This window comes from Kitasatospora sp. NPDC038210 (genome assembly GCF_055600605.1).
Window position 1 is genome coordinate 39,334 of the sequence record NZ_JBVJYK010000033.1, and the last position, 13,276, is coordinate 52,609.

9 protein-coding genes are annotated in these 13,276 nt (G+C 76.0%); 6 read left to right on the top strand and 3 right to left on the bottom strand.

Features of this window, described 5'->3' with window-relative positions:
* Positions 1–13: 13 nt before the first annotated feature.
* The 3 genes from truB to ACZ7KX_RS37815 all read left to right on the top strand — a co-directional run bounded on the left by truB (position 14) and on the right by ACZ7KX_RS37815 (position 5,817).
* Positions 14–943 (top strand): tRNA pseudouridine(55) synthase TruB, encoded by a 930-nt coding sequence (gene truB / locus ACZ7KX_RS37805; protein ID WP_470330473.1) that lies wholly within the window; start codon positions 14–16, stop codon positions 941–943.
* 236 nt (positions 944–1,179) lie between these two features.
* Complete coding sequence (locus ACZ7KX_RS37810) at positions 1,180–4,806, top strand: serine protease (RefSeq protein ID WP_470330474.1); 3,627 nt, start codon at positions 1,180–1,182, stop codon at positions 4,804–4,806.
* A gap of 66 nt (positions 4,807–4,872) precedes the next feature.
* Positions 4,873–5,817 (top strand): bifunctional riboflavin kinase/FAD synthetase, encoded by a 945-nt coding sequence (locus ACZ7KX_RS37815; RefSeq protein WP_350525457.1) that lies wholly within the window; start codon positions 4,873–4,875, stop codon positions 5,815–5,817.
* A gap of 89 nt (positions 5,818–5,906) precedes the next feature.
* Here the strand turns inward: ACZ7KX_RS37815 and ACZ7KX_RS37820 are convergent, their stop codons facing one another.
* The 3 genes from ACZ7KX_RS37820 to eccE all read right to left on the bottom strand — a co-directional run bounded on the left by ACZ7KX_RS37820 (position 5,907) and on the right by eccE (position 10,467).
* Entirely contained in the window at positions 5,907–8,198 is a 2,292-nt protein-coding gene (locus ACZ7KX_RS37820; RefSeq protein WP_470330475.1) for a MinD/ParA family ATP-binding protein, read from the bottom strand.
* Positions 8,199–8,329: 131 nt separating this feature from the next.
* A complete protein-coding gene (locus tag ACZ7KX_RS37825; RefSeq protein WP_350525455.1) occupies positions 8,330–9,097 on the bottom strand; it encodes a hypothetical protein in 768 nt (255 codons plus the stop codon).
* On the bottom strand, positions 9,097–10,467 hold the full coding sequence (gene eccE / locus ACZ7KX_RS37830) for a type VII secretion protein EccE (protein ID WP_470330476.1): 1,371 nt from the start codon (positions 10,465–10,467) through the stop codon (positions 9,097–9,099). The genes ACZ7KX_RS37825 and eccE overlap by 1 nt, the downstream gene beginning before the upstream one ends.
* Before the next feature lie 221 nt (positions 10,468–10,688).
* Here eccE and eccB point away from each other — a divergent pair, with 221 nt between their 5' ends.
* From eccB to ACZ7KX_RS37845, 3 genes are all read left to right on the top strand, one after another.
* Positions 10,689–12,389 (top strand): type VII secretion protein EccB, encoded by a 1,701-nt coding sequence (eccB, locus tag ACZ7KX_RS37835; RefSeq protein WP_470330477.1) that lies wholly within the window; start codon positions 10,689–10,691, stop codon positions 12,387–12,389.
* A 183-nt stretch (positions 12,390–12,572) separates the two neighbouring features.
* Complete coding sequence (locus tag ACZ7KX_RS37840) at positions 12,573–12,878, top strand: WXG100 family type VII secretion target (protein ID WP_470330478.1); 306 nt, start codon at positions 12,573–12,575, stop codon at positions 12,876–12,878.
* Between the two features lie 102 nt (positions 12,879–12,980).
* Positions 12,981–13,274, top strand: coding sequence for a WXG100 family type VII secretion target (locus ACZ7KX_RS37845; RefSeq protein ID WP_470330479.1), 294 nt, complete (start codon positions 12,981–12,983; stop codon positions 13,272–13,274).
* Positions 13,275–13,276 lie beyond the last annotated feature (2 nt).

The following is a 13,276-nucleotide window of genomic DNA, read 5'->3' on the forward strand; positions in this document are numbered from 1 at the left end:
GAGAAAGAACCCGATGAAGCGCAAAGGCACCGGCCCGGACGGCCTGGTGATCGTCGACAAGCCCGAGGGCATCACCTCCCACGGGGTCGTCGCCAAGCTGCGGTGGCTGGCCGGGACCCGGAAGGTCGGGCACGCGGGCACCTTGGACCCGATGGCCACCGGCGTGCTGGTGATCGGTGTCGAGCGGGCCACCCGGCTGCTCGGCCACCTGATGCTCACCGCCAAGACGTACGAGGCGACCGTCCGGCTCGGCCAGACCACCGTCACCGACGACCGGGAGGGCGAGGTCACCGCCTCGACCCCGGCCGACGCCGTCACCCGGGAGGCGATCGACGCCGGGATCGCGGCGCTCACCGGCGAGATCATGCAGGTGCCCTCCAAGGTCAGCGCGATCAAGATCGACGGCAAGCGCTCGTACGCCCGGGTGCGCGAGGGCGAGGACTTCGAGCTCGCGGCCCGGCCGACCACGATCCACTCCTTCACCGTGCACGACCAGCGCGCGGCGGTCGCCGAGGACGGCACGCCGGTGATCGACCTGGACGTGACCGTCGAGTGCTCCTCCGGCACCTACATCCGGGCGCTGGCCCGGGACCTCGGCGCCGGGCTGGGCGTCGGCGGGCACCTGACCGCGTTGCGGCGCACCAAGGTCGGGCCGTACGGGGTGGAGTCGGCGCGCACCCTGGAACAGCTGGAGGCGGCGGTCACCGGCGACTCCGCCACGGGCCTGGAGGTGCTGCCGATCGCGGCGGCCGCGGCGGCCGCCTTCCCGCGCTGGGACCTGGACGAGGCCTCGGCGCAGAAGCTGTCGCACGGCGCGCGGCTCAAGGCGCCAGGGCTGGGCGTGGACGGGCCGATCGCGGTGTTCGGCCCGGACGGGCGCTTCCTCGCCCTGGTCGAGGAGAAGGGCGGGCAGGCGAAGCCGGTCGCGGTCTTCGTCGGCTGACGCCCCACCGCCGCCCGCGGCTCCACCGCCGCCCGCAGCTCCAGTACTGCGCGACATCCCCGCCGGGACTCCCGGCGGGGATGTCCCGTTCCGGGGGACCCTCCGGTCGGACCGGATCACCCGCACGAGGGAGCGCACGAGGTGAACGCCCGTGGTGAGCGGCGTGGGCGCGGTCGGCGCGCCGCCCCGGCGGGCAGGCTCCCGGCGGTGAGCGAGCGACGGTCGAAGGGGCATTCATGTCGGGGTTTCCGGAGGGCGATCCGGGGCGGTACCTGCTGCGGATCCGCGACCTCAACGGGCGGCTGCACGGCTTAGGGTTCGTCGCCGACCCGCAGGGCGGGGTGCTCACCGCGCACGAGAGCGTGGCCGGGCTGGACCGCGTCGTCCTGCACACGCCCGGCGGGCAGACCCGGGTGCTCGGCCCGGACGCCGTCCTGCCGCTGCCCGAGCACGGGCTCGCGCTGCTGCGCACCGACGCGGTCGGCGGGCTGCCGGTGCCGCCGCTGCCGGCGGCCGCCGTCGGGGGCGGGCACGAGGTGCTGCTGCCGGCGCTGGCGGGCGACGACGGCCGGGCGGTCGTGCTGCGCTGCGGGCTGCTCGGGGTCACCGGCGCGGGGTACGGCGGGCACCGGCTGGGTGGGGTGCTGCTGCTGGACGTGCCGGTGGTCGGCGGCGTCACCGTGCCGGCCGGCTCGCCGGTGCTGGACGCCCGCAGCGGGGCGGTGGTCGCGCTGGCCGCGCCCGCCGTCCGGGGCCCGCAGCACGGCGGGTCGCTGCCGGCGGTGGCGGTCGCGGGCGGGGCGGTGGAGGTCGCCGAGGCGCTGGCCGGGCTGCTGGCGCGCAACGCGGCGGCCGTGCCCGCGTACGGCCCGGCGCTCAACCTGGCCGGGGTGCTGAGGCTGGCCGCGGCCCAACTGGCCGGCGCCGGGGCCGGACCGGGGCGGGTGGCCGCACTGGCCGCCGACCGGGTGGACCGGCCGGACGGCCTGACGGGGGACGAGCCGGCCGCGACCGTGACCGCGCTGGTCGGCGCCCCCGGCAGCGGGCGCTCCACCGAACTGGCCGCGTTGGCCGCCCGCCGTTCCGGCGCCGCCCGCCCGCTTCCCACCCTCTGGCTGCGCGGCGCCGACCTGCGCGCCGAGGACCGCTCGCTGGCCGAACCGGTGGAGCGGGCGCTGGCCGCGGCGGCGGCCGAGCTGGAGATCCCGGCACCGGCGCCCGAGCCGGTCGCGGCGCTGTGCGTGGCGGCCGGACGGCCGCTGCTGGTCGTGCTGGACGGCCCGGAGGAGGCCCCGGCACGGCTGGACGCCCGCTGGCTGCGCGGCGCCGGGCAGTGGCTCACGGGCTGCGGGGCGCGGCTGGTGACCGCCTGCGGCGAGGAGCTCTGGGAGCGGCTGGCGGCCGAGACCTGGGGCAGCGGCACGGCGGGTGCGGAGCGCGCCGGGGAGCCGCTCCCGGACGGGGACCTGAGCAGCGCCCCCACCGTCCGGATGGACGGCTGCGGCCCTGGCGCGCCGAGCCTGGCCGGGCAGCGGCTCGGTCCGCTGCCGGTCGAGGCCGCCGAGCGGGTGCGCCGCCGGTACGGGCTGCCGTCCGGCCGCCCGGCCGCCGCCGAGGACGCCCGGCACCCGCTGGCCGTCCGGCTGGCCGGGGAGCTGTGGGCCGAGGGGCTGCGCGACGGGCCGGTGCGCCGCGGCGAGCTGTTCGGCGCCTTCCTGGACCTGCGCTGCCTGCGGGTGGCCCAGCGGCTGGCCGACGGCGGCCGGCCGCGCCGCCCCGGCGCGCACCGCCGGAGTGCGGCCCGGCCGCAGGGACCGCGCCACGGGCGGGTGCGCCGACTGGCGGCGGCCGTGGCGGGCCGGGTGCACGAGGCGGCCCGGCGGATGCTCGGCAGCGAGCCCGGCGGCCTGGACCGGGCCGGCTTCGAGGAGCTGTTCCCGGTCGACGGCGGCTGGGCCACGGCGGTGCTCGCCGAGGGCCTGTTCGTCCCCGCCGGGCCCGGATTCCGGTTCGCGCACGGGGAGTTCGCCGACTGGCTGCAGGGCCTGCACCTGGACCTGGACGCGGCGCTGCGGCTGCTGCTCGGCGAGGCCGCGGACACGCCCCCGTCGCCCTCAGGGGCGCCGACGGAGCGCGGCCGGGCCGCCGGGGCGAACTCCGTCCCGCGGCACCGGATCGGCCCGGTCGCCGCCGCGCTGCGCCGGGTGGGCGAGACCTGGGGAGCCCCCGCGCTGGACCCGTGGCTGCACCGGATCTGGCGCGCACTGGACCTGCGCCCGCCCGACAGCGACCCCGCCTGGTGGGCGGGGCGGCTGCTCACTGCCGGCCTGGCCGCCAGCCCCGATCCGGTCGAACACCGGGCGCTGCTCGACCAGTTGGCCGGCCGGATCGCCGAGCGGGCCGCCGCGGCGGGCGGGGCGGCGGTGCTCCCGGCCACCGGGCTCGGCTCCTTCGGCCCGGCGTTCTGGACCGGCCTCGGCCTGCCGGTCGAGGTCGAACTCGACCTGTTGCGACGGCTGGTGGTCGCCGACGGCCCCGGCCGGCGCTACCTCGCCGCGGTGGCCGGGCGGCTGCGGAGCGACCCGGTCACGGTGTTCCCCCTGCTCTGCGCCTGGTTCGAGGACCCGCGCGGGCTGCCGGGCCGCCCGGGCGCCCACGGGTGCCCCGGCGTCGCCGACCTCGCGCACGACCTGCTGCACACCCACCGGTGGTTCGCCCTGGACGAGTTGGTCGACGCGCTGGCCGACGCCGCGCACCCGAGGGCGGACGCGCTGCTCACCGTGCTCGCCGCCGAGGAGCCGTCCGCGCTCTGCCGCGCGGTGGACCGCTGGAGCCACGACCGGCGGCCCGAGCGGCACGTCGCCGCGGCCGTGCACGCACTGCGGACCGCCCCGTACGCGACCGGTGCCGCGGCGGACCTGCTGCGCTTCGCCGCGCTGACCCTGCTCGCCCGCGAGGACGAGCCCGGCCTGCACGGTGCGGCGCTGGCGCTGCTGGTCGGCGATCCGGCGACCCGGGCCGAGTACCTGCCGGCCGCGCTCGCGCTGCACCGCGCGGGCGGCGACGCCTTCCTCACCCCGAGCGCGCTGGCCCCGGCCCTGGAGAGCGACCCGGGGCCCGTCCTGGCCGCGCTCGCCGACCGGCTGGCCGCGCCCGACCCGGCCACCGCCGAGACCCTGCGGGTGCTGGCCGACGCCTCGGCGCCGGTGGCCGTGCGGCGGGGCACCGAACTGGCCGCCCGGCTGCTGGGCGCGCACCCGGGACTGGCCGGCCCGGTCGCCGTCGACTACCTCGGCCGCCGGCTGGCGCGCGCGTCCGGCGCCGGCCCGGCCGACCGGCTGGAGCTGCGGGTGCTGCTCGGCGCCGCGCTGGCCGCCGGTGCGGCGGCGGTGCGGCGGCCGTTCGCCGAGGTGCTGTCCGTCCCGGTGGCCGACCCGGCGGCGGACGCGCTGCGCTGCGAACTGCTGGACACCCTGCTCGCCTCCGAGACCGACCCGGCGGTGCTGACCGCCGTCGTGGAGCGGCTGGCCGAGCACTGCGCGGCCGAGAAGCCGGCCCGGGCCCGCGCGGTGCTGGCCCGGACGACGGCCGCGCTGCCGGACGCCGACGGGCTGCTGGTGCGCTGCGCCGGGCACTCCGCGGCCTTCGCCCGGCTGCTCGCCCGGTGGCCGCGCGACGCCGCCCCGGCCGCGCCGGAGGGCCCGCGGCTGGCCCGGATGCGGGCCCTGACGGCGGCCGGCCGGGACCCGCAGTACGCCGCCGCGGAGGCGGAACGCACGGCGCCGGACCGGGCCGTACGGCCGCCGGTGCGCTCAACCCGTATTCCGGTGCCTGAGCCGGGGCAGGCGCATGGCACGCTATAGGGGTTCGGGTTTTGAGCGTTTGAGCGTACAGAGGGTACGCGCCGTACGGAACAAGGAGCGGTTCGGGTGCAGCGCTGGCGTGGCCTGGAGGAGATCCCCGGTGACTGGGGACGCAGCGTCGTCACCATCGGCTCGTTCGACGGGGTGCACCGCGGGCATCAGCTGATCATCGGGCAGGCGGTCGAGCGTGCCCGCGAACTCGGCCTCCCCTCGGTCGTGGTGACCTTCGACCCGCACCCGCGCGAGGTGATCCGCCCGGGCAGCCACCCGCCGCTGCTCGCGCCGCACCCGCGCCGGGCCGAGCTGATCGCGGAGCTCGGCGTGGACGCGGTGCTGGTGCTGCCGTTCACCACCGAGTTCTCGAAGGAGTCCCCGGAGACCTTCGTCCGGCAGGTCCTGGTGGACGCGCTGCACGCGCGGGTCGTCATCGAGGGACCCAACTTCCGCTTCGGGCACCGGGCCGCGGGGGACGTGGCGTTGCTCACGGAGCTGGGCCGGGCGGACGACTTCGAGGTCGAGGTGGTCGACCTGCAGGTGTGCGGCACGGCCGGGGACGGCGAGCCGTTCTCCTCCAGCCTGACCCGCCGGCTGGTCGAGGCCGGGGACATGGCGGGCGCCAACGAGGTACTGGGCCGCCCGCACCGGGTCGAGGGCGAGGTGGTGCGCGGCGCGCAGCGCGGCCGCGAGCTGGGCTTCCCGACCGCCAACGTCGAGACCGTCCCGCACAGCGCGGTCCCGGCGGACGGCGTGTACGCGGGCTGGCTGACCGCCGACGGCGAGAGGATGCCGGCCGCGATCTCGGTCGGCACCAACCCGACCTTCGACGGCACCGCCCGCACCGTCGAGGCGTACGCCATCGACCGGGTCGGCCTGGACCTGTACGGGCTGCACGTCGCGGTGGACTTCCTGGCCTACCTGCGCGGGATGGAGAAGTTCGACTCCATCGAGGCGCTGCTGGACCGGATGGCCGACGACGTCAAGCGCGCCCGCGAGCTGACCGACGGCGCCTGAGCGCCGCGAGCGGCGTCGACGGGGGTCCGAGCCCCGGGGGACGCCGGAAGGGCCCGCCGACCTGGTGTCGGCGGGCCCTTCCCGTTCCGTCACTGCCGCGGTGCCTGCGGCGGGTAGCCGTAGCCGGGCGGCGGCTGGTAGCCCTCCGGTGCGGCCGGCGGTACGGGGGGCCGGCCCTGGCCCGGCGGGTAGCCGTAGCCGGGCGCGGGGGGCTGCCCCTGGCCGGGCGGGTAGCCGTAGCCGGGTGCCGGAGGCTGGCCCTGGGCGGGCGGGTAGGAGTCGTAACCCGGCTGCGGCGTCCCCGGCTGCGCCGCCCAGGGCGCGCCGGGGGCGGGCTGCGGGGCCTGCGCGGCCTGGCCCTGGTAGGGCTGCGGCTGCGGGGCCTGCGGCTGCTGCCAGGCGGACTGCTGGGCGGCGGCCTGCTGGGCCCGGGCGATGTCCTCGCCGACCAGGGTGGCCAGTTCGAAGTACGCCTCGCGGACCTTGGGCCGCATCATGTCGAGGTTGACCTCGGCGCCGGCCGCCAGGCTCTCGTCGAACGGCACCACGACCACGCCTCGGCAGCGGGTCTGGAAGTGCGCGACGATGTCCTCGACCTTGATCATCTTGCTGGTCTCGCGCACCCCGGAGACCACCGTGATGCTGCGCTGGACCAGGTCCGCGTAGCCGTGCGCGGACAGCCAGTCCAGGGTGGTCGAGGCGCTGGAGGCGCCGTCCACGCTGGGGGTGGAGACGATGATCAGCTGGTCGGCCAGGTCCAGCACCCCGCGCATCGCGCTGTAGAGCAGGCCGGTGCCGGAGTCGGTCAGGATGATCGGGTACTGGCGGCCCAGCACGTCGATGACCTGGCGGTAGTCCGAGTCGTTGAAGGTGGTGGAGACCGCCGGGTCGACATCGTTCGCCAGGATCTCCAGGCCCGAGTTCAGGTCCTGCGAGGTGAACTGACGGATGTCCATGTAGCTGCGCAGGTGCGGGATGGCCGTGACCAGGTCGCGGATGGTCGCGCCGGTCTGGCGCTTGACCCGGCGGCCCAGGGTGCCCGCGTCCGGGTTGGCGTCGATCGCGATCACCTTGTCCTGGCGCTCGCTGGCCAGGGTCGCGCCGAGCGCGGTGGTGGTCGTCGTCTTGCCGACCCCGCCCTTGAGGCTGATCACGGCGATCCGGTAGCAGCTCAGCACCGGCGTGCGGATGATCTCCAGCCTGCGGGCCTTCTCGGCCGCCGCGGCCTTGCCGCCGAACTGGAACCGCGGCTGCTGGCGCTGCTGCTTGGGCTGGCTGCGCAGCAGCCGGTCCGAGGACAGCTCGACGGCGGCCGTGTAGCCGAGCGGCGCGCCGTTCGCGGTCTGCTGCGGGGCGGCGGCCTGCTGGAAGGCGGCGGGCTGCTGCGCCTGCGGTTGCGGCTGCTGCTGCCACGGCTGCGCGGGGCCCGGCTGCTGCGCCTGCTGCGGCTGGACGGGCTGGACGGGCTGGCCCGGGAGCGGCTGGCCGGGGAGCGGCTGGCCCGGCAGGGGCTGGCCGGGCTGCTGGTACGCGGCGGGCTGCGGCCAGCCGCCCTGGCGCGGGTCCACCGGGCCGGCCTGCGGGGCCGGAGCGGGCTGCTGCTGGGCGGCGGGGGCCTGCTGGGCCTGGGCCGCCGCCTGCTGGGCCGCCCACGCGGCCTGCGGGTCCCAGGCGGCCGGCTGGTCCTGGGGGTGCTGCGGGCCCTGCAAGCCCTGCGGACTCTGCGGCGGGAGCGGCTGGGCGGGCGGCTGCGCGTAGGACTGCGGCGGGACGGGCTGTCCCGGCTGCGCGGTCGCGGCGGGTGCCGGGGCCGCCGGGTACGGCTGGGGCGCCGGCTGCTGTGCCGGGACCTCCGCGGTCGGCCAGGCCGGGGCGGCGGCCTGCGGCTGCTGCGGGGCGGCGGAGGCCGACGGGGTGGCCGCCGGGAACGGGACGTGCTGGGCCTCGGCCTGCACGGGCGGCACCGGGGGCACCGGCGCGACGGGTGCGGGGGCCGGCGCCGTGGCCGGGACGGGTGCCGGGGCAGTGGCCGGGACGGCGGTCGGCGCGACCTCGGCCACCGGAGTCGGGACCGGGGCCGGGGCCGGTGCGGCCGTCGGAGCCGGTGCCTGGTGCGGGACCGGAGCCTGCGCCTGTACCGGAGCCTGCGCCTGGGCCTGCACCGGAGCCTGCGCCGCCACCGGGGCAGCCGGGTGCGCCGCCTCCGCGGCGGGCGCGGGCGCGGGCGCGTCGGCCGGCCCGGCGGACGGGCTCACCGGAGCCGCCGGGGCGTCCGTCTGCACGTACCAGGACGGGGGAGTGTAGTCAGGCGCGTCCGACCAGTCGTCGTCGTCCTCTGCCGCGTTGTCGCCGACGTAGACGCCGTCCCGATCGCTGCTCACTCTGGCTCCCTCGTGTTCGCCGCCGCTTGTTCAGCGGTGCCGTTGCCGCATCAAAGACTAGGCCGTACGGCAACCCCTGCTGAAGGCGGCTTCGGTTCCGCGGCGGCCCGCCGGGTGCGGCGAGCCGCCGCTCAGTCCATCCGGCGCGGGCCGCCGAGCACCTGCTGTTCCGCCTGCCCCGCCACGGCCCGTACGTACTGGCGACGCATCCGGGTCGCCCACAGGGTGAGGTCGTCGCCGAGGGTGGGCAGCGTGGCCACGTCCTCCGGCGGGAGCGACAGCACCCGGCCGGTCAGTTCCGCCTCCTGAGGGGAGATCCGCTGCACACCGACCAGGTCGGCGGCGTTGAGCACCCGGGAGGCGTTCGGCCCCAGGTACGGCAGCAGCGTCAGGGTGGTCTGCCAGGGCGCGGCGGAGAGCCGGCTGCGCGGCGGACGGGCGCCGAGGTCACGCACCACCAGCACGGGTGAGGCCACCGAGGCGCCCTGCGGCCCGAGCCGGCCGACCTGGTGGACCGTCACGCACGGCTGTCCGCCGCCGGCGGCCTGCGCCAGCGGTCCCCACAACTGCCCGCGGGCGGTCTCCACCACGACCCGGGCGCCGATCGCGGCCGCGCGCAGGGCGATGACCTGCGCCGTCCACATGCCGCCGACCAGCACCAGGTCGTACGCGCTGGGGCGGAAGAGGCCGAGCACCGCGGGCAGCCCCTGCGGGTCGACGCCGATGACCACGCCGTCGTCGCCGACCGGGAAGGCCAGCGCGGCGAGGTCGGCGGGTTCGAGCACATGCTTCTCCCGGCGCGGGCCGCGCAGCCCGAAGCCGGGCAGGATCCGCGGCCGGGTCCGGCGCTGCTCGGCGCCGGGCTGCGGGCCGAGGGCGGGATAGGTCTGGTACGCCATCAGGACGCTCCTCCCAGCGGCAGGGTGGCGAGCATGCCGGGGGCCTGCTCCAGGTCGAGGCGGACGAGGCCGAGGCCCGCGCTCTGCGCCCGGGTCTCCACCTGGCGGCCGGCCTGGCCGACCTCGCTCTCGCTGCGCCCGGTCACCCGCAGGTGTCCGCTGACGGTCACCGAGCCGCCGGTGCCGTGTCCGGCGGTCAGGCTGAAGGTGCTGGCCAGGGCCGGGGTGCCGGTGATCAGGTTGACCAGGTCCGGCGCGGCGATCCGGCCGGGCGAGCCGCCGGGGCGGCTCAGCTGCGGCCAGCGGGAGACCCAGTAGGTGGTGTGCCAGCGGTCGTCGATCCGCCAGAACCGGTTGCCCTCCTGGGTGCGGCGGGTGGTGCCGCCGCCGCTGCCGGTGCCCTGGCGGCCGGCCGTCGCGATCGGGTTGGCGCAGGCGGAGATGGACAGGGCGGCGATCAGCGCGCGCTCGTCCAGCACGGTCGCGTTGAACCCGGCGCTGTTGAGCCGTCCGGCCAGCTGGTCGGTCACCCGCTGCAGCGCCTTGCGGGCGCCCTCCTCGCCGCCGCCGCGGGCGCGGACGGCGGTCGCCGCGCGCTCCGGGTCGAGCTTGAGGGCGACCCAGGTCAGTCGCAGCCCGGGGGTGGAGGTGCCGTCCGGCAGCTCGCGGTAGGCGCGGGCCGCCAGCGACTGCTCGGGCAGGTGCGGGGCCGGGGCGGGCTGGGTGTGCTGGACCAGCTGCACCGACTCCAGGGTGATGTCGTCCACCGTGAGCGCCGAGCAGATCACGTCCAGCGGCAGCGGCAGGGCGGTGCGCACCGGGCGCAGCGGCTGGTCCTTCGCCTGGACGAGCAGCACCGAGCTGAGGAAGGTGCCGTCGCCGACCATGCCGGTCTCGCGGCGCACCGGGCGGCCGCCGAACTCGGCCTCGGTGGCGTGGGTGCAGGTGCGCAGTCCCGGTTCGAGCTCCAGCGCCGGCGCCAGGGCCGGGTCGGTGCCGGCCGGCGGCAGCAGCGTACGGGCCTGCTTGCGGCGGGACTTGAGGGCGGATCGGACCCGCAACAGCTCGGGGACGGTCCGGCCGCGCACCGGGAGGGCGGCGAGGACGAGCAGCACCAGCGCGACCGCGCCGAAGCCGGCCGCGACCGGGCGGCTGATGGTCCAGCCGATCGCGACCAGGGCCACCGCGACCTCGACCAGGACGAGCTGTTGGAGTTTCAGCCGCCCGCCGAGCAGCCCGGGTCGGGGGTTGACGCGGACCTGGACGGCGCCGCCGCCACCCGCGTCCGGCTGCGGTCGGACGGGCCCCGGCTCGGCGGCCGGGCCGCCTTGCTGCGCCCGGCCGGACCGGCGCGACCTCCCGCCGCCCACGCTGCGGCGGCGTCCTGGAGCGGTCTGGCTTGGCATCCCCCGGTGGCCCTCTCTGATCCGTTGTCGCGGCCCGGCTGGCTGGTTCGCGGACCGTACCCGTACCGTACTCACCGTCTGCTGCCGCATCGTAGAGGGTTCGCGCCGGTTCGCGCCCGGCGGGTGGACCACGGGGCAGGTCGGTCTGACACGTCCGACAACGTCTGACTAGGGGGACGACGAGGATGGCATCGCGCCGGGACGAGCTCAACGCCTACACCTTCGCGCGCAAGCGGACGGTGGGGGCCTTCCTGCTGCCCTCCGGCGGCGGGAGCGACGAGGACGCGCCGCGTCCGGTGAAGGCGGTGCTCCCGAGCATCCTGGTCGGCGCGGTGGCCGTGGCCGGGTTCGGGGTCTGGGGGGTGTTCAGGCCCAGTGCCCCGCTGAAGTGGGACGACGGCAAGAACATCATCCAGGGCAAGCAGTCGACCACCCGGTACGTGGTGCTGACCGACCCGGACGGCAAGACCAAGCGGCTGCACCAGGTGCTCAACATGTCCTCGGCGCGGCTGGTCCTGCCCGCCGAGGCCAAGGTCGTGGTGGTCGACGACGGGGTGCTCGACCGCTACCCGAACCACGGTCCGACCATCGGCATCCCGTACGCGCCGGACAAGTTGCCGAGCAAGGACAACGCGAGCCAGTCGATGAAGTGGACGGTGTGCGACCGCCCGGGCTCGGACGAGAAGCAGGAGACCGTCAACCAGGCGGTGTTCGTGGCGGCGGGCGCGGACGCGGCGGCGCTCGCGGCCAAGGACCGGAAGCTCGGCCAGGACCAGCTGATGCTGGTGCAGCAGGCCGACGAGCAGCAGGTCTCCGCCGCGCCGGCGCCGGGTCAGCAGGCCGCCACGGGCCCGAAGGTCTTCCTGGTCGACGCGCAGGGCCGCAAGCACGAGATCGGCTCCCCGCAGTCGGACGACAAGGAGCGCAAGTCGCTGATCACCGCGGTCTTCGGGCCCAACGCGGTGCCGCAGCGGGTGAAGCGGGACTGGCTGGAGACCCTGGTCACCGGCACTCCGATCACCTTCCCGCAGGTCGAGGGGGCGGCGGACAGCCAGAACGCCAACTCCACCGTGCAGCTGGGGAACGCCGCCGACCGCCGGATCGGCCGGCTGGTGCACTACCAGGACCGCAACTACGTGGTCGGCAAGGACCGGCTCTTCCTGGTCACCCAGTTCCAGGCGGACTTGATCCGGCAGAACCCGGCGTTCCAGATGCTCTACAAGTACGACCAGGACAAGAAGCCGCGCAGCGACGAGATGACCCCGGCCGACCAGTCCGTGGCGGGCAGCGAGACGCCGCTGCCGGGCACCGCGGCCGACTGGCCGCTGAAGTCCGGTGCGCCGGTGAACAACTGGCAGGACCGCCAGGACGCCCGGCTGGTGGTGTGCAGCACCTTCGACGGTGTCGCCGAGGACGGGAAGACGCCCAAGCGCAGCGTCTGGGCCGGGACTTCGTACCCGGCGCCGTACAACAACGGCGCCGGCGCGGCGTACGTGACCCCGGGTCACGGCCTGTTCTACCGCGCGCTGAACAACACCACCGCCGGCTCGGGCACCGACTTCCTGATCACCGAGACCGGGCTGCGTTACGCCGTTCCGGCGAACGGCGACGGCGGCCGCGGTGCGACTCCGACGCCGGGCGCGCAGCCCGGTCAGAGCGGCGCGGCGAAGCCGACGACCCCGCCGTCGAGCACCCCGAACCCGGGGGCGCCGGACCAGCAGCAGGGCCAGCAGTCGGGCCCGCCGCAGGATGAAACCGGCGGCAACCAGGCGCGGTTGGGCTACCAGGGCCTCCAGCCGCTGCCGGTGCCGCACGAGTGGTCGGACCTGGTGCCGGCCGGCCCGCCGCTCACCGCGAAGAGCGCCGCGCAGCCGCAGAACGCCTGACCGGCCAAGCGCGGCAACGGAATTGGCCGCAGTGTCATGGTCTGGTAACTACTCCGTGCTCAGTGTTGGGCGAGCTGCGTGTGCCGACTACAGTGCTGCTGGGCATCACGCCTGTGATGCAGCGGTCGGGTCCTCCGGGGCCCTCCGTACACGCAATTGTTGTCTCATGGGGGACGGTGGAGCATGGCTCAGGGTCAGTTCACGATGACTGCTCAGGAAATGCTGGCTTTCGCCAATCAGATCGAGCAGGCCATCGGCCAGATCGAGGGCGAGCGCGCCAAGCTGATCAGCACGGTTTCGGGCATCACCGTCGGCTGGCAGGGCCAGGCGGCGACGGCCTACACGAACCTGCAGAACAAGGTCAACGAGGACATCGCGAAGCTCAAGGAGTCGCTGACCGCGATCAAGCATGCGATCGAGGCGACCACCAAGCAGTACGCGACCACCGAGGAAGAGCAGAAGGCGATGTTCTCCAACACCCAGGGCTGATCGGCGCACCCGCGCTGATCACCGGTCTGTTCCGAACCGCCGCTCGGCGGGGTGTCCGCCACTGACCGCGGGACGCTCCGCACCCTCGTCAAGGGAGACAACGTGTCCGACCACATTCTCGTCAACTTCCAGACCGTTCACAACGCCGCCGAAGAGGTCAAGGCCTCGGCCGGCCGCATCGAGCAGATGCTGAGCGACCTGAAGAAGGACGTCACCCGTATCGCCCAGAGCTGGCAGGGCAAGGCCCAGGAGGGCTACAAGATCCAGCAGGACAAGTGGGACTCGGCCGCCACCGACCTGCACACGACCTGCAACCAGATCGCGAGCTCGCTGGAGAGCGCGGCGCAGAGCTACCGCACCACCGAGGACAAGAACGCCAGCCTCTGGAACAACTGATC

What these genes read in the sequence shown, in the direction of transcription:
- truB (WP_470330473.1), top strand. Translation starts at nt 14, where the DNA reads ATGAAGCGCAAAGGCACCGGCCCGGACGGCCTGGTGATCGTCGACAAG.
- ACZ7KX_RS37810 (WP_470330474.1), top strand. Translation starts at nt 1,180, where the DNA reads ATGTCGGGGTTTCCGGAGGGCGATCCGGGGCGGTACCTGCTGCGGATC.
- ACZ7KX_RS37825 (WP_350525455.1), bottom strand. Translation starts at nt 9,097, where the DNA reads ATGGCGTACCAGACCTATCCCGCCCTCGGCCCGCAGCCCGGCGCCGAG.
- eccB (WP_470330477.1), top strand. Translation starts at nt 10,689, where the DNA reads ATGGCATCGCGCCGGGACGAGCTCAACGCCTACACCTTCGCGCGCAAG.
- ACZ7KX_RS37840 (WP_470330478.1), top strand. Translation starts at nt 12,573, where the DNA reads ATGGCTCAGGGTCAGTTCACGATGACTGCTCAGGAAATGCTGGCTTTC.